Genomic DNA, 20504 nt, shown 5'->3' with positions numbered 1-20504 from the left:
CCATGGCATATGAAACCCGCGCAGCATTCCCGCCCCGTCGCTGGCATCTTCTGGATGCTGGTCACAGGTGTGATGTTTGTAGCCGTCACCGCAGTGGTGAAACACGTGGGTGATGATGTGCCAGCGGCACAGGCGGCGTTTCTGCGTTATGTGCTGGGGCTGGTCTTTCTGATCCCGATGATCAAACCGATCTTGGCCGCACATCTGACGACCCGCCAGAAAAAGCTGTTTTGGGCACGGGGGTTGGTCCACACATTGGCCGTCATTTTGTGGTTTTTTGCCATGGCGCGGATCCCCATCGCCGAAGTCACCGCGATGAACTACCTTTCGCCTGTCTATGTCTCACTCGGCGCCGCGCTGTTCTTGGGAGAGCGCCTGCCACCGCGCCGCTTGGCCGCGGTGATCATGGCGTTGATTGGCGCGATGATCATCCTGCGTCCGGGGGTGAAAGAGGTCGAAATAGGGCATGTCGCCATGCTGGCCACTGCCGTTTGCTTTGCCGCAGGTTATCTGATTGCCAAGCAGTTATCAGGCGAGGTGTCGGCGCCGGTTGTTGTAGGCATGTTGTCGATTACGGTCACAGTTGGCCTGGCACCTTTTGCGTGGGCGGTGTGGGTTACACCCACCCTACCGCAATTGGGTTGGCTGTTTCTGGTCGCCTGTTTTGCAACGGCAGGGCATTACTCTATGACGCTTGCCTTTGCGGCTGCACCCCTGACTGTCACACAGCCAGTCACCTTCCTGCAATTGGTCTGGGCGGTCTTATTGGGCGCAGTTGTATTTGGCGAAGCCGTCGACGGCTGGGTGATCTTCGGTGGGGCCGTGATTATGGCATCAGTGAGCTTTATCACATGGCGCGAAGCTGTGGCACGGCGCGCCATTACCCCTGTTGTGTCGGCCACAAAGGTTTAGTCTGATCCCGGCGTCAGCCGCGCAATCAATGACGCTTGCGTAACCTTGCCAACAGGCTGGCCGTTTTCGGTCACCTGCAACGCGCCGCTGTCAATCTGATGCATGATGTCCTGCACCGGTGTTTCCACGTCAATTGATGCGCCATCGGCACTGCCTTCGGTCATCACATCACGGGCGGTCAGCACACCAAGCGGGTTCATATGGGCCACGAAATCAGCGACATATTCATTAACCGGATTGCTGAAAATCTCGCGCGGGGTGCCGCATTGGACGATGCGTCCGCCCTCCATGATTGCGATGCGATTGCCCAGTTTGAACGCCTCATCCAGATCGTGACTGACAAAGATAATCGTGCGCCCGCGTTCCTTTTGCAGTTCCAATAATTCATCCTGCAAGCGCGTGCGGATCAGCGGATCGAGGGCCGAAAACGGCTCATCCATCAGCAGGATCGGCGCATCGGTGGCAAAGGCGCGTGCAAGGCCCACGCGCTGTTGCATCCCTCCTGACAACTCGCCCACCAGCGCATCGGCGCGATCATCAAGGCCGACCATTTCCAGTTCCTGATCTACACGTTTGATCCGCGCCGCATTGTCCATGCCCGCCAGTTCCAGACCAAGGCCCACATTGTCGCGCACGGTCCGCCATGGCAGCAATCCAAACTGCTGAAACACCATCGACACGCATTCGCGGCGCACCCGGCGCAGGTCCGCGGCAGAGCTTTTGCCAACGCTACATGACCAATCGCCGTCGTTGATGCGGACTTCCCCTCGAATGACCGGGTTCAACCCGTTGACCGCACGCAGCAGCGTCGATTTGCCAGACCCAGACAGACCCATGAGAACAAGGATTTCGCCGACCTCGACGTTCAGCGAACAGTTATGCACGCCCAAAATCTGATCAGTCCTTTCGCGGATTTCTGGGCGTTCCAACCCTTCATCCATCAAGGGCAGGGCGGTCTGAGGTTTGTTGCCAAACACGATTGAGACATTGTCGAATTCAACGGCGTTCATTCTGCGCCCTCCAGTGGTTCAAAGCGCAGGACACCAGCATCAAGGTTTTTGCCTATGTCGGTGGGATGGTTCTGACCATCATGGACAAGGACCTCTGGCAGGAATGGCGTTTGCCCCTCAAGGCAGGCAAGGTTGATACCAATCTCATCGGGATTGGACCGGCGCCGGTGATGCGTGTAAATTCCGCAAGTCTTACAGAAATAGTGTTCAGCGGTCTTGGTGTTGAATTGGTAAAGGGTCAGATTATCCCGCCCGGCCGCATAGGTAATGTCGCCCTTGGTGGCCGAAACCGCAACAGCCCCCCTGCGTGCGCAAAGCGAACAATCGCAGCGGCGTGCCGATGCAATCCCTTTCGACAGTTTCACGGAGAATTGCACTGTGCCGCAATGGCAGCTTCCTTGCATTACAGTCATTTCTGTTTCACCCGCAGCATCCGGTCGAGCATGATTGCCACGACGACAATGACAAAGCCGCTTTCGAACCCCAGAGATGTATTCACCGTGTTCAACGCCCGGATCACCGGCACGCCAAGCCCGCTTGCGCCAACCAAGGCGGCAATGACGACCATCGACAGCGACAGCATGATTGTCTGGTTCAAGCCGGCCATGATCTGGGGCAGGGCAGAGGGCAGTTCAACCTTGAAAAGCACCTGTCGTTTGGTGGCGCCAAAGGCTTGGGCGGCTTCCAGCAATGGGGTTGGGGTGGATGACACGCCAAGATGTGTCAGGCGGATCGGCGCAGGCAGCACAAAGATCACGGTGGCGATCAGCCCTGGCACCATGCCGATGCCAAAGAATACGATGGCTGGGATCAGATAGACGAAGGTTGGCAGCGTCTGCATCAGGTCGAGCACCGGCACCATTGCACGATAAAGGCGCGGGCGGTGGGCAGCAGCGATGCCAATCGGCACACCAATTCCCATGCAGACAACACAAGCTGACAGGACCAGCGTAAGCGACTGCATCGTCTCTTCCCAATAGTCCTGATTGAGGATGAAAAGAAAACCCAGCACCACAAACAATGGCGTCTTCCATGTGCGTTGCACCGCCCAGGTCAGCGCCGCAAATGCGGCGATTACAAAGAACGGATGCGGGGTTTCCAGAATCCAGAGGATGCCATCGATCAGTGCTTCCATCGTGTCTGAGAGCCAATCAAAAAAGAAACCCAGACTGTCATTCATCCAGTCAAAAATGGTTTCCGCCCAATCCCCTACGGGGATCTTGTTCTCTGTGAGCCAGTCCATGCTGCTCCCTTCTTTGTACGGGAATACCCTACCTTGTGGGACGATAGGAAAGTCTGCGCCTTTATGCTATACTTGGTGCGGCCAATTATCGGCCTTTGACGTCTTTTAAACAAAAATTATTGTAACGAGGAGCATTAGAATGGTCTCGCAAGATTTTGATCAGCGCTATCGCGCAAATGCACGCTATGTCGATGTCGCAACCGCCGGGGATGAGGATCTTGGTCCTCTCAAACATCTACCCGGCACCTGGAAGAATACGGAAAATTTCAAGGGCCGAGGGTGGAACATGATCGCTCTGCCATTCATCAGCGATGACGGTCCGCTGGACTACCGTTTGCTGATGAACCAGTACAATGAAGAGCTGAAGTTCACACTGGTCGACAAAGGCGTGCCCAATCGCGGGGTCAACCGTGGGCCGCAGCGGGGTGATCTGCCCGACATCAATACCGATCAACTGGTGGTCACTTTGGACTATGAGCAAATGATCAAACAGATCGCCGCCGACGATAATCCGGCAAGTGGGCTTGCGGGGGATCCAGACCTTGCGATCCACCACGAACCGGGTTTGTTTTTGCACATGACCAACTTTACCACCCAAGGTCTTGATGTGGCGCGTCTAGCGACGGTGCCGCATGGAGATGCCGCGCTCGCACTGGGAAAATCAGAAATTATCGATGGCCCGCCGGTCATTCCGGATATCAGCGGCCTGCCGTTGAATGCGCCGCCCGATATCAACCACCCTTATTTGGCACCTTACAAACACTTCTTTGACAATGCTTTCAAAGGAGTGGAGGGCGCAGGTTTCCCCGGTTTCAACCCTGTGAACCCGAACGCGCTTTTGCAGTTCCTGCCGCAGAATGTGAAACGGACAACAGTGCTGCATCTCGACACAACTTTGGACGAGGCGGGCATTCGCAACATCCCATTCATCGTCCGTCAGGCGAACGCGGCCGAGATGCAATCGACTTTCTGGATCATGGAAATGGATACCGGCACCGATGAAGATCCTGATCTGTTGATCGCTTACAGCCAGTTCATCTTGCTTGATTTCTTTGAAAACCCTGCAGGTGACATCATCCGCTGGCCGCATGTATCGATCAATGTGATGCAAAAGACCGGCAAAGCCGACGCGCAGAAAGCGCAGATGCCGACGCCCATGAGTTAGGGCGTTTGGCGCGCGCGACCCGTCGCGCGCGCCAGAGGTATTACATATCGAGTGAGGCTTTCACCGCCGCAACAGCATCGCCACCATCCTTGGTGGTTACACCGTCGAGCCAGCCCATGAATGCATCGGGGTTTGCTGACAGCCATGCTGTCGCAGCATCCGCAGGGTCTTCTCCGTCATTGAGGATCGCACCCATGATCTCGTTTTCCATCGCGAGCGAGAATTCCAGGTTGTTCAGCAATGCACCCACATTCGGGCAGCTTTCAGCGTAGCCTGCGGAGGTGTTTGTGAACACGGTTGCACCGCCCAGGTTGGGGCCAAACCAATCGTCGCCACCTTCAAGATATGACATCTCAAAGTTTGCGTTCATCGGGTGAGGTTCCCATCCAAGGAAGATAATTGGCTCGTCCCGGCCAGAAGCGCGATCAACCTGCGCCAGCATGCCCTGCTCAGAGCTTTCAACGACCTCAAAATCATCAAGGCCAAACGCACCATCGGCAATCATATCCATGATCAGGCGGTTGCCGTCGTTACCCGGCTCAATGCCGTAAATTTTGCCATCCAGCGCGTCTGCCTTCGCCGCAATGTCGGCAAAATTCGTGATGCCCATATCAGCGGCGGCTTGGTTTACGGCCAATGTGTATTTCGCGCCTTCAAGGTTGGCACGGACGGTATCGACAGTACCTGCCTCACGGTAAGGGGCGATGTCGCCTTCCATTGTGGGCATCCAGTTGCCAAGGAAGATGTCAACGTCACCTTCGGCCAATGAGATGTAGGTCACCGGAACCGACAGGATTTTGATATCGGTTTCATAGCCCAGTGCCTCAAGTACCACTGTTGTGGCTGCGGTTGTCGCGGTGATGTCGGTCCAGCCCACATCAGAAAATGTCACGCTGTCGCAATCGGCCAGCGCTGGTGCGGCGGCACAGATGGCCAGCACGGATAGGGTTGATTTCAGTTTCATTTCGGTCTCCCAGTGTTTTTTCTTGATTGACGAGTCAATAAAGAACAATTTAAGTGCTGAGGTCAACCGAAAGAGAAACAGATGCCCAAGCTTGGGATGGAACCTATCCGTCGCGCCGCACTTGTTAAAGCAACGATTGATGAAATCGGGGCCGTGGGCAATCTGGATGTGACGGTCAGCAATATCGCCAAACGCGCCGGCATGTCGTCAGCGTTGGCGCATCATTACTTTGGCGGCAAGGATCAGATTTTTCTCGCCGCCATGCGCCATACACTAGCCATCTATGCCGCCGAGGTCCGCACCGCACTGAAAGGTGCCACTGGCCATCGCGCGCGGCTTGAAGCGGTGATCCGTGCGGGATTTTCTTCGTCCAACTTCCAGCCAGAGGTGATTGCCGCTTGGTTGAATTTCTACGTGCTGGCCCAAACTTCGACCGATGCGCATCGTCTGCTGCGGATTTATCAGCGGCGGCTGCACAGCAATTTGATGCATGACCTGCGCCCTCTTGTGGGCGACCACGCGCCCGGTACTGCCGCCCGGCTCGCGGGGCTGATTGATGGGCTGTATCTGCATCAGGGGTTGTCGCGGAGCCGCGCCGAGCTGTCGGATGCAACGGCGCATGTACTGGCGCTGCTCAACATCGAGCTTGGAGGGCGTTCGCAATGACAAAGCCAAACATCCTGATCATCATGGTCGACCAGCTAAACGGGACCTTATTTCCAGATGGACCGGCCGATTGGCTACACGCGCCAAACCTAAAGAAACTCGCCGCACGCTCCACTCGTTTCGCCAACAGCTACACCGCATCCCCGCTCTGTGCGCCGGGCCGTGCGTCATTCATGTCGGGCCTGCTGCCATCGCGCACTGGCGTCTATGACAATGCGGCCGAATTCGCATCCTCTATCCCCACCTATGCACACCATCTGCGACGGGCGGGCTATCAGACATGTTTGTCCGGTAAAATGCACTTCGTCGGCCCCGATCAGATGCACGGGTTTGAGGAGCGGCTAACCACGGACATCTACCCGCCTGATTTCGGCTGGACACCTGACTATCGCAAACCCGGTGAGCGCATCGATTGGTGGTATCACAACATGGGGTCGGTGACTGGCGCAGGCGTGGCCGAAATTACCAACCAGATGGAGTATGATGACGAAGTTTGCTATCATGCGACCCGCAAACTCTATGACCTTTCACGCGGGCATGACGACCGGCCATGGTGCCTGACAGTCAGCTTCACGCATCCGCATGATCCATACGTGGCGCGCAAGAAATACTGGGATTTATATGAAGACTGCGCGCATCTGATGCCCGAAGTCGGCCCGATCCCATATGAGGATCAGGACGCCCACTCTCAACGCATCCTTGACGCCAATGACCGCGATAACTTTAACATCACCGAAGAACATATCAAACGCGCCCGCCGCGCCTATTTCGCCAATATCTCCTACCTCGACGACAAAATTGGTGAGGTGCTGCAAACGCTGGCAGACACACGGCAAGAGGCCACGATCCTCTTCGTCTCAGACCACGGTGATATGCTGGGCGAACGGGGCCTGTGGTTCAAGATGTCCTTCTTCGAAGGGTCGGCGCGGGTGCCGCTGATGATTGCCGGTCCCGACATGACACCGGGGCTGAATGCCACACCCGTCAGCAACATCGACGTCACGCCCACGCTCTGTGATCTGGCTGGTATCGACATGTCCGAGGTCATGCCATGGACGACAGGTGAAAGCCTGATGCATCTGGGCCAAGGCGGCACACGCGACACGCCAGTCGCCATGGAATACGCCGCCGAGGGTAGCTATGCCCCGCTGGTCTGCTTGCGCTATGGCAAATGGAAATACACCCGCTGCGCACGCGACCCGGATCAACTTTTCGATCTGGATGCCGACCCGCACGAACTCAAAAACCTTGCCGAAGACCCAGCCCACCAAGGTACAGTCACCCAACTGCGCGCGAAATCCGAAGCGCGCTGGGACCTCGCTCAATTCGACGCCGCCGTGCGTCAATCCCAAGCCTGCCGTTGGGTCGTTTACGAAGCGCTCAGAAACGGCAGCTACTTCCCATGGGACTACCAGCCACTGCAAAAAGCATCCGAACGCTACATGCGCAACCACATGGACCTCAATGTGCTTGAGGAAAACCAGCGCTATCCACGAGACGAATAAACCCTTTTCTATATCCAATCAAACTTCCGCCGGAGGCATCCCGCCATGTCAACACAACCTACCGCTAGCCACTTTATCAACGGCGCTTACGTCGAAGATAAAGCAGGCGAAGAAATCCCAGTGATTTATCCTGCCACGGGCGAGGTGATCGCCGCTTTGCATGCCGCGACACCCGCTATCGTCGATCAGGCCGTGGCCGCCGCCAAAGCCGCCCAAAAGGAATGGGCCGGGTGGACAGGCACAGAGCGCGGCCGTGTTCTGCGCCGCGCTGCTGATATCATGCGCGCGCGCAACCACGATTTGTCTGTCCTCGAAACCTTCGACACCGGCAAACCTTATCAGGAAACCAGCGTGGCTGACGCCACATCCGGGGCGGATGCGCTGGAGTATTTCGGCGGGCTGGCCGCCGCCATCACCGGTGAGCATATCCAACTGGGCGATGACTTCGTTTATACCCGTCGCGAGCCGTTGGGCGTTTGTGTCGGCATCGGCGCGTGGAACTACCCCACGCAAATCGCCTGCTGGAAAGGCGCGCCTGCATTGGCTTGTGGTAACACGATGGTGTTCAAGCCCTCCGAGACCACACCGCTTTGCGCGCTCAAAGTGGCCGAGATCATGATCGAGGCGGGCGCACCTGCAGGCGTCTACAACGTGATCCAAGGTTACGGCGCCGTTGGTGCATCGCTCATTACCGACCCGCGCGTGGACAAAGTTTCGCTCACCGGCTCTGTCCCGACAGGCAAAAAGGTCTATGCAGCTGCGGCTGAAGGCGTCCGCCATGTCACCATGGAACTGGGCGGTAAATCCCCCTTGGTAATCTTTGACGATGCTGATCTGGAGAACGCAGTTTCTGGCGCAATCCTGGGGAATTTCTATTCCTCCGGTCAAGTTTGCTCTAACGGGACACGCGTGTTCGTGCAGGCGGGGATCAAAGAAGCATTTCTGGCACGGCTGACCGAACGCCTGAAAGGCGTTAAAATGGGCGACCCGCAAGACCCTGATGTGAACTTTGGCCCGATGGTGTCCGAGCGCCAGCGCGATATTGTCGAAGGCTTTATCACCAAAGGTCAAGAAGAAGGCGCGCGCCTCGTCACTGGCGGCAATCGCGTGGATAAGCCGGGGTTCTATCTGGAACCTACTGTTTTTGCAGATGTCAGTGACGATATGACTATCGCCACCGATGAGATATTCGGCCCGGTCATGTCGGTTCTGGATTTCGAAACAGAGGAAGACGTCTTGCGGCGCGCCAATGCAACCGATTTTGGCCTTGCTGCGGGTGTTTTCACCGCCGACCTGACCCGCGCCCACCGGGTGGCCGCCGGGTTTGAGGCAGGTACCTGCTATATCAACACTTATAACGACGCCCCGGTTGAGGCGCCCTTCGGCGGCACAAAGCAATCCGGCGTGGGCCGCGAAAACTCGAAGGCGGCCATTGAGCATTACAGCCAAATCAAAGGCGTCTACGTCCGCATGGGCGATCTGGAGGCACCGTTTTAAATGGAAAACATGCAAGCTGATTACGTTATCATCGGTGCAGGCTCTGCCGGTTGCGCCATTGCTTACCGACTGGCTGAGGCTGGCAAGCAAGTGTTGGTCATCGAACATGGCGGTACCGACGCAGGGCCGTTCATTCAGATGCCTGCTGCACTGTCCTATCCGATGAACATGAAACGCTACGATTGGGGCATGAAGTCCGAACCCGAGCCCAACTTGGGCGGGCGCGAACTGGTCACGCCGCGTGGCAAGGTGATTGGGGGGTCATCCTCAATCAATGGTATGATCTACGTCCGTGGCCATGCCTGCGACTATGACTATTGGTCCGAAAGCGGTGCACATGGCTGGGCCTATGCCGACGTTCTACCGTATTTCAAACGTATGGAGCATTGGCATGACGGTGGCCATGGCGGCAACCCCGATTGGCGCGGTAAGGACGGGCCACTGCATGTCACGCGTGGGCCACGCAAGAACCCCCTGACACGGGCCTTTGTCGAGGCCGGTAGGCAGGCAGGTTATCCCGTCACTGGCGACTACAATGGCGAGCAACAAGAAGGGTTCGGCCCCTTCGATGCCACCATCTACAAGGGCAAGCGTTGGTCAGCGGCCTCGGCTTATATGCGTCCCGCCCTCAAGCGTCCCAATTGCAACATCACCCGCGCTTTTGCGCGTCGGATTGTCATTGAAAACGGGCGCGCCGTCGGTGTTGAAGTCAGCCGGGGCAGCAAGATTGAGGTGATCACAGCCAACAAAGAGGTGATTGTTGCCGCGTCATCCCTGAATTCACCGAAATTGCTGATGTTGTCGGGCATCGGCCCGGCGGCACACTTGCAAGAGCATGGCATCGACGTTGTGGCAGACCGCCCCGGCGTCGGCCAGAACCTGCAAGACCATCTGGAGCTGTATATCCAGCAGGCGGCGACCAAACCCGTTTCGCTTTTTTCCTATTGGAACATTCGCGGCAAAGCCAAGATCGGTTTGGAATGGTTGCTGTGGAAAACGGGCTTGGGCAGTTCCAACCAGTTTGAAAGCGCGGGGTTCATCCGGTCCAAAGCGGGGATCAAATACCCAGATATCCAGTACCACTTCCTGCCGATCGCTGTCAGCTATGACGGCAAGGTCGTGCCTGACGGCCACGGTTTTCAGGCACATGTGGGCCCGATGCGCTCCAAGTCGCGGGGCGAGGTCACATTGCGGTCGGCTGACCCCAATGAGCATCCCAAGATTGTGTTCAACTACATGTCCGACCCGCAGGATTGGGAAGATTTCCGCAAGTGCATCCGGCTGACCCGCGAGATTTTCGCGCAATCGGCCTTTGATGACTATCGTGGGCGCGAAATCCAACCGGGCGAGGATGCACAAAGTGATGAAGCGCTGGATGCGGTGATCCGCGAACATGCGGAAAGCGCGTATCACCCCTGTGGCACTTGCAAGATGGGTGACCCCGATGATCCGATGGCGGTGGTTGACCCTGAAACCCGTGTGATCGGGGTTAAGGGGCTGCGCGTTGCCGATAGCTCTATTTTCCCAAGGGTGACAAACGGCAACACCAACGGCCCGTCGATCATGGTTGGCGAAAAGGCAGCGGATCACATTCTGCAACGCAACCCGCTGCCGCCCTCAAATGATCAGCCTTGGATTCATCCAGATTGGGAAACGGTGCAGCGCTGATCACCTTAACACTTTCTTAACCTTCGTTAACGAAATCTCTTGAACCGATACCCCGGCCATCCATAGGTCGGGGTATGTTTCGTATTCTTCTATTGATCCTCTCCTTTCTCGGGACGACGGCAATCGCAGCCCCCAATGGCACCATCCGCGTGATTGATGCTGACACGATTGATGTCGGTGGCACGCGCGTGCGCCTCTTTGGGATTGACGCCCCAGAAATGGGGCAACCTTGTGAAAAGGATGGGCGCACATGGGATTGCGGGGCGTGGACCCGTGACGCTGCCCGCAATCGCTTTGATGGGGCGTATGCCCGTTGTGCGGCGCGCGACACTGACCGTTACGGGCGCGCGTCGTGGCCCAATGCACGGTCGATGGGCAGGACATGGGACGCATGATCGTAAGCTCGGGGCTGGCGTGGGCGTTTCGCCGGTATTCAGATACCTATGATCTGGAAGAGAAATCGGCCGCCATCGCAGAACGTGGGCTGTGGGCGGTTGAGGTGCAGATGCCGTCAGAATTCCGCGCTGCTCAATTTGCCGATGACCCGGCGCCGAACCAGAACTGCGCGATCAAGGGCAATATCTCATCCGGCGGACGCATCTATCACCGCCCCGGCCAAGAGCACTATGACCGTACCCGGATCAATCCAGCCAATGGCGAGCGCTGGTTTTGTTCCGCAGCCGAGGCCGAGGCAGCAGGTTGGCGCGCGGCGCGAAGATAGAACCACTTGATCCGTGTCAAAGTCTGCCGCCGATGTCCCTGATATCCTTATCGCAAAGACAAGCAAGGAGGACAGGCATGTCGCACACCCCCCACGAATTGGCCGAAGAATTCCCTGATGACATCGAAAAGATGCAGGCGCTGAAAGCGACTGACACCCATTTCGCCAATCTGTTTGAGCAGTACCACACCGTCAATCGCGCCGTTCACCGAGCTGAGACGGACCTAGAGCCTACTGATGATTTGCATATGTCAGAGTTGCGCAAGACCCGGATGCGACTGAAAGATCAGATCAGCGCGGCCTTGCGCCCGCAGTGATCAGGCGCTGTCGTTGCCTTCGACGGTGTTCTGAAAGCTCTCAAAGAACTGATCGGCCATCTTGCGGGCGAATCCACCAATGATCCGGCTGCCAAGCTGTGCCAGCTTGCCGCCGACCTTGGCTTGCACTTCATAGGCCAGCTCTGTGCCGCCATCGACGGCAGTCAGGACGACGTCGGCGCCGCCTTTGGCAAAGCCTGCAACGCCGCCTTTGCCTTCGCCGGTGATGGTATAGCTTTTGCCGGGCACGATGTTGTCCAATGTGACTTCGCCCTTAAAGGTGGCCTTCACAGGGCCGACCTTCTGTTTCACGGTGGCAGCGAACCCTTCTTCTGGCGACCCAGTCAGTTCTTCGCAGCCCGGAATGCAGGCCTTGAGCGTTTCAGGATTGTTGAGATGCGCCCAGACGTTTTCCACATCTGCTGCGATCACCTTTGTCCCGCTGAGTTCCATGCTGCACCCTCCTTCGATGTGTCAGGCCAGTGCAACCCGGATACCGGTGGCTAGTCAAGCTGATAGGGCAGAATACCTCTGCGATCAGGGTCAACACGCAACTGCCGCTCCAGCGGTGGGACAGAGCGCTGATGGCATTGTCGTCGCTCGCAAATCCGGCAGGAAATGCCAATGGGGGCGTAGGCCTCGATCGCAGAGATATCCATGTGGTCGGCATAAACCAGTGCGGGCGCATGTTTCACCTCGCAGCCCAGCCCGATAGCATAGCGGCGTGTCGGTACCGAGTAGGCCCCGCCAGATTTACTGACGTCACGGGCCAGACAAAAATAGCGCGCGCCATCTGGCGTTTCAGCCAATTGGCGCAGGTATTGCCCCGGAAGCTCAAACGCCTGATGCACATTCCAAAGCGGGCAGGCCCCGCCATAGCGCGCGAATTGCAGGGTGGTTGCTGAGTGTCGTTTGGTGATCGTACCCGCCTGGTCGACGCGCACAAAGAAGAACGGGATACCCTTGGCACCGGGGCGCTGCAATGTGGACAACCTGTGGGCCACCTGCTCGATGGATGCACCAAAACGGGTTGCGAGAATTTCCAGATCGTGCCGGGTGGACTGAGCGGCGGCAAGAAACGCGGCATAGGGCATGAGCGCGGCCCCGGCAAAGTAGTTCGCCAGCCCCACTTTCCCGACGCTGCGGGCCTCTTCGGACTGAAAGCGCGCCAGATCAAGTGTGGCCTCTAGCAAAGGTTCCTGCGTGATCAACGCAATTTGAAACAGCAGTTGAAAGGTCTGTGTCGCAGGGCTTGCAAATTGCGAGATCCGCAAGGTTTTGCTTTCGGGATCATAATGGCGGGCGTCGGGCGCATCGACAAAGATCACGCGGATGTCGTGACCTTTCAGCGCGCGCACTGCGGCGGCGGCCATCGTCTCACCGGGGTCGCAGCTGTTTGCAAAGCGTTCGGCACTGCGGTCCACGGCATCAATGTAGTTGTCGCAATAATGGAAGAAATCGCGGACCTCTTCCCATGGGCTTGGTTGCAGGCGGGCGTCTTCGCGTCCCAGCGCCTCATCCAGCGAGGCCAACCGTTCGTGGGTCTGCCGGTAGGCGGCGTGTAGGTCCAGAAATGCACGTGCGAGGGCAGGGGCGTTCGCAGCAGCCAGACGCATATCAGCAAGGGCAGGGGCCGTGCCGGTAAACACCGGATCGGCCAAGGCCTCGCGCATGTCGCTGACCAAGCGGGCCTCATCACCCGATTGCAGCTCTGTCACGTCAAAGCCGAATTCTTGCGCAAGCCCCAGAACCACCGCCGTGGAAACGGGGCGATTGTTGTTTTCCATTTGGTTAAGATAGGGCAACGACACGCCCAGCTTTTCCGCAAAAGCCTTTTGCGTTAGTGCCATGCGTCCGCGCAATTCGCGCAGCTTTGCACCAGCGTAAAGTTTCTGAACGGCCATATCCCACCTTTGCAAGTTTGCTGACCGAGATTAGCCGCTGCAAAACCCGCGTCAAGCGATGCGTTTTTCCCGCCAGATCACAAAGAAGACCGACAACATCGCAAGAACAGACACCCCCAACATGATCAGTTGCAGGGGCATCGTGCCGGTCTCAAGGGTCAGGATGCTGCCCGCAAATTGTGACAGTGCCGCGCCGCCCGCGATCATGATCGCGCCACCCAACCCACTGGCTGTACCGGCAAGATGCGGACGTACCGAAATGGATCCCGCCATCACATTGGGCAGCATGATCCCATTGCCGAGCCCAAGGAAGGTGCAGAACCCAAAGAAATTCAGCGGATGGTTGACCCCGCCAAAGGTCAGCAGCGCGGACAGGCCCAACCCCAAGACCGTCACGCCTGTGCCGATCAGTGCCATGCGGTTGATGCCGATGCGTACCGAATATCGGCCCGAGAAGAAGTTGCCCACGGCATAGCCGATTGCAGGCGCGCCGAGTGCAATGCCGGTCCACACTGGGGAAAGGGAAAAGATGTCGCTGGCCACGAAAGAAGTCCCGCCCAAGAGCGCAAAGAACGCGCCCGATCCAAATGCAGCGCAGAGCACATAACCCCAAAAGCGCGGCGACCTCAGCAATTCTGGATAAGTCCTCAGTTGATCGCGAAAACTGGTGCCTTCGCCTTGGACGGTTTCACCAAGGTCGAAATAGACAATCACCAGTGTGATGATCCCCGAGACGGTCAGAAACACAAACGACGCCTGCCAGCCAAACACTTGCTCAAGCCCACCACCGATCATTGGCCCCACCATTGGCACAAGGGCCATGCCCATGGTGACATAACCAATCATAGATGCAGCCTCTGCTTGTGGGACGATATCGCGCACGATGGCCCGGCCAAGTGCCATGGAGGTCGCAACCGCGGCCTGCAGAATGCGGAAGAACAGGAACACCTCGACCGTTGTGGCCATGAGCGCGCCAATCGTTGCGATCACAAATATTGCCAGCGATCCCAGCACTATGATCCGCCTGCCATAGCGGTCAGAAATTGGACCGATAAAGACCTGTAGCACTGCGGTGGCGGCCAAATACCCTGACAAGGCAATCTGCATGATGGCGTAGTCTGTCTGAAAATACCGCGTCATCGCAGCCAGCGATGGCAGGAAAATCGACATATTCAGCGCAGACATGCCCGTAATCAGGACCAGTGTCAGGATGTGCGGTGGCGTTGTGCGATCCAGAAATCGGATCAGGGGAATGGATGTCATTCCGAAAAGTTAGGGCGGGGTGCGGTGCTTGTCCATGCGTCCCAAAAGAAAAGAAATTTGCAGATTTGCATTTTTCTAAAATTGAAAACCACAAAATTTGCAAATTTACCCATTCCCCCTTCGACCTTCGACAAGTTAAGACGGGCGCGAAGAAGTGGGAGACATATTCTGATGGATGTTCTGCAAGAGCTGGAAACCCGGCGCAAGGCGGCCCGATTGGGTGGCGGCGAAAAGCGGATCGCCGCACAGCATCGCAAAGGCAAACTGACGGCGCGCGAACGGGTGGAGCTGTTGCTTGATGATGGGTCATTCGAAGAATTCGACATGTTCGTTGCCCACCGCTGCACCGATTTCGGGATGGAGAATGAACGCCCCGCCGGCGATGGCGTTGTTACAGGTTGGGGCACGATCAATGGCCGCTTGGTCTATGTGTTCAGCCAGGACTTTACCGTCATGGGTGGTTCGGTGTCGGAAACCCACGGTCAGAAGATTTGCAAGATCATGGACATGGCGATCCAGAATGGTGCGCCGATCATCGGGATTAACGACAGTGGCGGTGCGCGTATTCAGGAAGGCGTCGCCAGCCTTGCGGCCTATGGCGAGGTGTTCCAGCGCAACATCATCGCCTCGGGCGTCGTGCCGCAAATCAGTTTGATCATGGGGCCAACAGCGGGCGGTGCTGTCTACTCGCCAGCGATGACCGATTTTATATTCATGGTCAAAGACAGCTCTTACATGTTTGTCACTGGCCCTGACGTTGTGAAAACAGTCACAAACGAACAGGTGACTGCCGAAGAACTGGGCGGGGCCTCAACCCATACCAAAAAGTCATCCGTGGCCGATGCGGCCTTTGAAAACGATGTTGAAGCATTGGCCGAGGCCCGCCGCCTTGTGGATTTCCTGCCGCTCAATAACCGCGACAAATCGCCCGTGCGGCCGTTCTTTGACGATGTAAGCCGTGTCGAAGAAAGCCTTGATACACTGGTGCCCGACAACCCAAACATGCCCTATGACATGAAAGAGTTGATCACCAAGCTGGCAGATGAAGGTGACTTTTACGAGATCCAGGAAGAGTTCGCCAAAAACATCCTGACCGGGTTCATCCGCCTTGAAGGCGTGACCGTTGGCGTCGTCGCCAATCAGCCGATGGTGCTGGCCGGGTGTCTGGATATTGACGCATCGCGCAAGGCCGCGCGCTTTGTCCGCTTTTGCGATGCCTTTGAAATTCCGATCCTGTCACTGGTTGATGTGCCCGGCTTCCTGCCCGGCACCAGCCAGGAATACGGCGGCGTGATCAAACATGGGGCAAAACTGCTGTTTGCTTATGGAGAGGCAACCGTGCCCAAAGTGACGGTGATCACACGCAAGGCATACGGCGGTGCCTATGTAGTGATGGCCTCCAAGCATTTGCGCGGTGATTTCAACTATGCCTGGCCCACCTCCGAGATTGCGGTGATGGGCGCTAAGGGTGCCACAGAGATCATCCACCGCGCCGATCTGGACGACCCAGAGAAGATCGCAAAGCACACGCAGGATTACGAAGATCGTTTCGCCAACCCGTTTGTGGCCGCTGAAAAAGGCGTGATCGACGAAGTCATCATGCCACAATCAACGCGCAAACGTGTGTGCCGGGCCTTTGCATCCTTGCGGACCAAAAAGACGCATACGCCGTGGAAAAAACACGACAATATCCCGCTATGATGTTCAGGTTGGCAGTTTCATTCAATGCGCGGAAACGCGCGCGTGGCGGTTCGCTACATATAGGGGCATCACCTGCGGATGCGCAAAATATGGGCGCATCCTCGCGTTTCTGCGCGTTTTTTGGCACATCACCGTCAAATCGGATGTATAACGCCGTGCAGCCCTATGATTTAAATGCATTTTTCGCTAACTCTGCCTTATGCGGCGCAACAGCCGCACAACAAATGGGCCAAGGCGGCATAGATCGCCCAAGGCTCTTACTAATAAGAGGCAGGCAATCACTATGTTCCACGGATTTTTGGCTTTTGGTGTCGCAGCGCTTATGGCGCTTGTGGCAATGTCAGGTAGCCAGGATCGCGGGCCGCTTCGTGTCACATCTGACACCGCAGCCACGCAAGCCGCACAAGACTTCCGGCAGATCCACTAATACGCTATTGCGGCGGGCCTCTGGGCCCGTCTGCACCCCAGTCATGCGGGGGCAATTGCATGGCTAACCTTCCATATATGGATAAGCATCGGGGATTTCCGGGCAGGCTTCCCGGCACAGATTTCCAGTTCACACTGCGCCGCGCCAACAAAGATGGGGCGACGCCCCTGACCGAACGTGTGCGTTATCCTGATCGGCGTCCAGCTGACAAGCGGGCCGACGCGGGGTTTATGCAGGCGTTGTGGGAACATTTCGGCGAAGAGCCCTTTGTGCGCGGCAACCTGGATGCGGGCCGTCTGAGCTGGCTTTTGGGCCGCGAAGTGATTCCCGCCGAAGACCCGTTTGATCCTGCCAGCTACGAAGCGCTTTTGCGCATCGATGCGACCATTGCCCGCCAGAACTTTCCAGAAGTGGTGCTTTGATCATGGCTGCGTGGCGGATGAGTTCAGCGATCACTCCACAAGCCGAGCGGGATTCCGCCGATGATCTACGGCGTGCATTTGGCAGCTTTTCGTTGACATCCGGATGCGTCAATCTAAGTTTAGAAGAGATGGTCACCAACAAGTCCATCAATTCTACTTCACTACACCGTTACCCCTCCCCTGATCGGCCTGCTTACTCACCAAGCAGGCCGATGACGGTTTTTCGCCGATTGGTAGGAAATAATGCGGTTGATATTGGATATCAGGCTGATCTGGCTATTGATCGGCCCACGGATCGCGTCAATTCCGGTGCGACACAGATAACAACGATAGGCGTAAGATTATGCAAAAGACATCAATCATCCTCGCGACAGTGGCAGTATTTGGTTTGGCAGGTTGCCTTGAGGGCGACGCAGAGCGTGGCGTTGCAGGCGCAGGCGCTGGCCTTGTTGCCGCAGAAGTTCTCGGCACTGATCGCACAGGCACGATGCTTGCCGGTGCAGCTGCTGGCGTGCTTTGCGACGACGCAGGCATCAACGGCTGCCGTTAAGGTAGACACACGCGCCCACCACGGGCGTATCAATTCTGGAAACCGCCGTTGGGGACATACCCCTGCGGCGGTTTTTGCATTCTAGGGGCAAGAAACATGTTCAAGAAAATCCTCATCGCTAACCGTGGTGAAATCGCCTGCCGGGTCATCAAGACCGCGCGCAAGATGGGTATCCAGACGGTTGCGATCTATTCTGATGCCGACCGCAATGCGCTGCATGTAAAGATGGCGGACGAAGCCGTGCATATCGGCCCGCCCCCGGCCAACCAATCCTACATTGTCATCGACAAGGTGATGGAGGCGATCAAGCAGACCGGAGCAGAGGCAGTGCATCCCGGCTATGGTTTCCTGTCTGAGAACCCCAAATTCGCAGATGCGCTTGAAGCGGCTGGCGTTGCTTTCATCGGCCCACCAAAGGGGGCGATCGAATCCATGGGCGACAAGATCACGTCCAAGAAGATCGCGCAGGACGCCAATGTATCGACGGTCCCCGGATACATGGGGCTGATCGAGGATGCCGAAGAGGCGGTGAAGATTTCCAATCAGGTTGGTTATCCAGTGATGATCAAAGCCTCTGCCGGTGGCGGCGGCAAGGGGATGCGCATTGCATGGAATGATAACGAGGCCCGCGAAGGGTTTCAGTCGTCCAAAAACGAAGCCGCTAACAGCTTTGGCGACGACCGTATCTTTATCGAAAAGTTTGTCACCCAGCCTCGCCACATTGAAATTCAGGTGCTGGCCGATAGTCATGGCAACGCAGTTTATCTGCACGAGCGCGAATGCTCGATCCAGCGCCGCAACCAGAAAGTCATCGAAGAAGCGCCCAGCCCGTTTCTGGATGAGGCGACCCGCAAGGCAATGGGGGAGCAATCCGTCGCATTGGCGCAAGCCGTGGGCTATGCCAGCGCCGGAACTGTGGAATTCATCGTCGATGGCGACCGCAACTTCTATTTCCTCGAAATGAACACGCGGTTGCAGGTTGAACACCCTGTGACCGAGTTGATCACCGGCATTGATCTGGTTGAACAGATGATCCGCGTGGCCGCAGGGGAAAAGCTGCCGTTTGCGCAGGATGATCTGAAAATCAACGGTTGGGCGATGGAAAGCCGCCTTTATGCCGAAGATCCTTATCGCAACTTCCTGCCCTCTATTGGGCGCCTGACCCGCTATCGCCCGCCTGCGGAAGAAGCGACAGCGGCACGTGCCGTGCGCAACGACACAGGCGTCTTTGAGGGCGGCGAAATCAGCATGTATTATGACCCCATGATTGCCAAGCTTTGCACATGGGCGCCGGATCGTGCCACCGCGATTGAAGAAATGCGTCTGGCACTGGATGGGTTTGAGCTGGAAGGGATCGGGCATAACCTGCCGTTCCTGGCGGCAGTCTATGACCATGAAAAATTCACCAGCGGGAACATGACAACCGCCTTTATCGAGGAAGAATACCCCGATGGCTTTGAAGGCGTAACGCTTGACGAAGACGCCTGCGAGCGGATTGCTGCCGCTGCTGCCGCAATGCACCGTGTCGCCGAAATTCGGCGTACCCGCATCTCAGGACGGATGGACAACCATGAACGCCATGTAGGCGAGGATTGGGTGGTCAAGCTGCAAGGTCATGCTCATGACGTAAAGATCAACGCTGAAAAGACAGGCGCGGATGTCACCATCAACGGCAAGACATTGCGGGTGGAAAGTGACTGGACACCCGGCGATCCACTGGCACGTTTGAGCGTGGATGGGGCACCTTTGGTGCTTAAGATCGGCAAGATCTCAGGCGGGTTCCGTGTGCGGTATCGCGGCGCTGACCTAAAGGTACATGTCCGCACCCCACGTCAGGCAGAATTGGCAGCACTCATGCCTGAAAAACTGCCGCCTGATACGTCGAAATACCTGCTTTGTCCGATGCCCGGTCTGATCGTGAAGGTTGACGTGGCCGAAGGCGACGAGGTGCAGGAAGGCCAAGCGCTTTGTACTGTTGAGGCGATGAAGATGGAGAATATCTTGCGCGCCGAAAAGAAGGGTACGGTTAAGGCGATCAAGGCCAGTGCGGGCGACAGCCTTGCCGTGGACGAAGTGATCATGGAATTCGAATGATCGGCTACTGCCCAACCAACCTGCGGTCGCTGATTTCCTGCTGCCGCAGTGGCATCTTGTCGATGGAGCGTGACAACTCGCGCACGCTCCATGGTGCGGGCTTGCGCAGGGCCACGCGGCCATCTTTGCCGATCAAGGTCATCATGTACCCGCGTGGGCGTAATTCGGTCCGAAGATCGGTCATGACGGACCGGTCCGTGTCGGTGATCAGAATGACATCGCGTTCGGCCAGTTGGTCGACGTCCGCCAGCAATAGATCCATTTGCTGCTGGAAACGCGGATCATTGGGCGTATCAGCAAAGATCACCAATGGACGCGCCATCCAGTTCAGATCATCCAGTGTGATTTCGGCCCCGTCAAAGACCTGTGTGCGGTCTTCTTCCCAGCGTTCAAGGACGGTTTGGTCCTGCGCGGCGGCTGGCAGGGCAACCAATGCGGCAAGCACAATGTTCATCAATAACTTCATGACAGTAGA

The 20504-nt window shown here is 57.0% G+C and carries 22 protein-coding genes; 14 read left to right on the top strand and 8 right to left on the bottom strand.

Translation table 11 applies throughout. From position 1 onward, the window contains the following. The first annotated feature begins 9 nt into the window (after positions 1-9). The gene (locus DHN10_RS10415) at positions 10-912 is read left to right on the top strand and encodes a DMT family transporter (protein WP_108815274.1); all 903 of its coding nucleotides are present in this window, start codon (positions 10-12) and stop codon (positions 910-912) included. Here the strand turns inward: DHN10_RS10415 and choV are convergent. The 3 genes from choV to choW are packed head-to-tail and all read right to left on the bottom strand — an operon-like array spanning position 909 to position 3165. Further along, the gene (choV, locus tag DHN10_RS10410; RefSeq protein WP_108815273.1) at positions 909-1922 is read right to left on the bottom strand and encodes a choline ABC transporter ATP-binding protein; all 1014 of its coding nucleotides are present in this window, start codon (positions 1920-1922) and stop codon (positions 909-911) included. The two genes, DHN10_RS10415 and choV, sit on opposite strands and share 4 nt — an antisense overlap. Continuing rightward, positions 1919-2326, bottom strand: coding sequence for a GFA family protein (locus DHN10_RS10405; RefSeq protein ID WP_199910675.1), 408 nt, complete (start codon positions 2324-2326; stop codon positions 1919-1921). Before DHN10_RS10405 ends, choV begins: the two co-directional genes overlap by 4 nt. A gap of 5 nt (positions 2327-2331) precedes the next feature. Continuing rightward, on the bottom strand, positions 2332-3165 hold the full coding sequence (choW, locus tag DHN10_RS10400; protein ID WP_108815271.1) for a choline ABC transporter permease subunit: 834 nt from the start codon (positions 3163-3165) through the stop codon (positions 2332-2334). Between the two features lie 139 nt (positions 3166-3304). Here choW and DHN10_RS10395 point away from each other — a divergent pair, with 139 nt between their 5' ends. Next, positions 3305-4330 (top strand): heme-binding protein, encoded by a 1026-nt coding sequence (locus tag DHN10_RS10395; protein ID WP_108815270.1) that lies wholly within the window; start codon positions 3305-3307, stop codon positions 4328-4330. A gap of 40 nt (positions 4331-4370) precedes the next feature. Here the strand turns inward: DHN10_RS10395 and choX are convergent, their stop codons facing one another. After that, positions 4371-5294, bottom strand: a complete 924-nt coding sequence (choX, locus tag DHN10_RS10390) for a choline ABC transporter substrate-binding protein (protein WP_108815269.1) — start codon at positions 5292-5294, stop codon at positions 4371-4373. 81 nt (positions 5295-5375) lie between these two features. Here choX and betI point away from each other — a divergent pair, with 81 nt between their 5' ends. The 7 genes from betI to DHN10_RS10360 all read left to right on the top strand — a co-directional run bounded on the left by betI (position 5376) and on the right by DHN10_RS10360 (position 11668). Next, the gene (gene betI, locus DHN10_RS10385; RefSeq protein WP_199910661.1) at positions 5376-5960 is read left to right on the top strand and encodes a choline-binding transcriptional repressor BetI; all 585 of its coding nucleotides are present in this window, start codon (positions 5376-5378) and stop codon (positions 5958-5960) included. Further along, positions 5957-7465, top strand: coding sequence for a choline-sulfatase (betC, locus tag DHN10_RS10380; RefSeq protein ID WP_108815268.1), 1509 nt, complete (start codon positions 5957-5959; stop codon positions 7463-7465). The genes betI and betC overlap by 4 nt, the downstream gene beginning before the upstream one ends. Positions 7466-7510: 45 nt before the next feature. Further along, a complete protein-coding gene (betB, locus tag DHN10_RS10375) occupies positions 7511-8962 on the top strand; it encodes a betaine-aldehyde dehydrogenase (RefSeq protein ID WP_108815267.1) in 1452 nt (483 codons plus the stop codon). 9 nt (positions 8963-8971) lie between these two features. Continuing rightward, complete coding sequence (gene betA, locus DHN10_RS10370; protein WP_108815681.1) at positions 8972-10630, top strand: choline dehydrogenase; 1659 nt, start codon at positions 8972-8974, stop codon at positions 10628-10630. Between the two features lie 74 nt (positions 10631-10704). Continuing rightward, a complete protein-coding gene (locus DHN10_RS20135; RefSeq protein WP_306419262.1) occupies positions 10705-11025 on the top strand; it encodes a thermonuclease family protein in 321 nt (106 codons plus the stop codon). Next, positions 11022-11351 carry a sunset domain-containing protein gene (locus tag DHN10_RS20130; protein WP_306419261.1) on the top strand — a complete coding sequence of 110 codons (330 nt, stop codon included), beginning with the start codon at positions 11022-11024 and terminating at the stop codon, positions 11349-11351. Before DHN10_RS20135 ends, DHN10_RS20130 begins: the two co-directional genes overlap by 4 nt. Before the next feature lie 77 nt (positions 11352-11428). Further along, positions 11429-11668 carry a YdcH family protein gene (locus DHN10_RS10360; protein ID WP_108815266.1) on the top strand — a complete coding sequence of 80 codons (240 nt, stop codon included), beginning with the start codon at positions 11429-11431 and terminating at the stop codon, positions 11666-11668. Here the strand turns inward: DHN10_RS10360 and DHN10_RS10355 are convergent, their stop codons facing one another. Genes DHN10_RS10355 through DHN10_RS10345 form a run of 3 tightly spaced genes read right to left on the bottom strand, consistent with a single transcriptional unit; the run spans position 11669 to position 14835 of the window. Beyond that, on the bottom strand, positions 11669-12121 hold the full coding sequence (locus DHN10_RS10355; protein WP_108815265.1) for a CoxG family protein: 453 nt from the start codon (positions 12119-12121) through the stop codon (positions 11669-11671). It abuts the gene before it with no gap. A gap of 50 nt (positions 12122-12171) precedes the next feature. Continuing rightward, complete coding sequence (locus DHN10_RS10350) at positions 12172-13572, bottom strand: helix-turn-helix domain-containing protein (protein ID WP_108815264.1); 1401 nt, start codon at positions 13570-13572, stop codon at positions 12172-12174. Between the two features lie 51 nt (positions 13573-13623). Next, positions 13624-14835: a multidrug effflux MFS transporter gene (locus tag DHN10_RS10345; protein WP_108815263.1), complete on the bottom strand. Its 1212-nt coding sequence runs from the start codon at positions 14833-14835 to the stop codon at positions 13624-13626. A 168-nt stretch (positions 14836-15003) separates the two neighbouring features. On the opposite strand from DHN10_RS10345, the gene DHN10_RS10340 reads away from it, so the two are divergent. The 5 genes from DHN10_RS10340 to DHN10_RS10325 all read left to right on the top strand — a co-directional run bounded on the left by DHN10_RS10340 (position 15004) and on the right by DHN10_RS10325 (position 20029). Then, on the top strand, positions 15004-16536 hold the full coding sequence (locus tag DHN10_RS10340) for an acyl-CoA carboxylase subunit beta (RefSeq protein ID WP_108815680.1): 1533 nt from the start codon (positions 15004-15006) through the stop codon (positions 16534-16536). 283 nt (positions 16537-16819) lie between these two features. Beyond that, positions 16820-16963 carry a hypothetical protein gene (locus DHN10_RS19725; protein WP_159086976.1) on the top strand — a complete coding sequence of 48 codons (144 nt, stop codon included), beginning with the start codon at positions 16820-16822 and terminating at the stop codon, positions 16961-16963. A 77-nt stretch (positions 16964-17040) separates the two neighbouring features. Continuing rightward, positions 17041-17385 (top strand): hypothetical protein, encoded by a 345-nt coding sequence (locus DHN10_RS10335; RefSeq protein ID WP_199910674.1) that lies wholly within the window; start codon positions 17041-17043, stop codon positions 17383-17385. 343 nt (positions 17386-17728) lie between these two features. Continuing rightward, entirely contained in the window at positions 17729-17935 is a 207-nt protein-coding gene (locus DHN10_RS10330) for a hypothetical protein (protein ID WP_108815261.1), read from the top strand. Between the two features lie 96 nt (positions 17936-18031). Continuing rightward, positions 18032-20029 (top strand): acetyl-CoA carboxylase biotin carboxylase subunit, encoded by a 1998-nt coding sequence (locus DHN10_RS10325; protein WP_108815260.1) that lies wholly within the window; start codon positions 18032-18034, stop codon positions 20027-20029. A 4-nt stretch (positions 20030-20033) separates the two neighbouring features. On the opposite strand, the gene DHN10_RS10320 is transcribed toward DHN10_RS10325, so the two are convergent. Then, positions 20034-20483, bottom strand: coding sequence for a DUF4174 domain-containing protein (locus tag DHN10_RS10320; RefSeq protein WP_234417101.1), 450 nt, complete (start codon positions 20481-20483; stop codon positions 20034-20036). Between the last annotated feature and the right edge of the window lie 21 nt (positions 20484-20504).

The organism is Loktanella sp. Alg231-35, from assembly GCF_900143545.1.
In the GTDB taxonomy this organism is placed as follows: Bacteria; Pseudomonadota; Alphaproteobacteria; order Rhodobacterales; family Rhodobacteraceae; genus Yoonia.
This window is presented reverse-complemented; position numbering and strand designations above follow the sequence as displayed.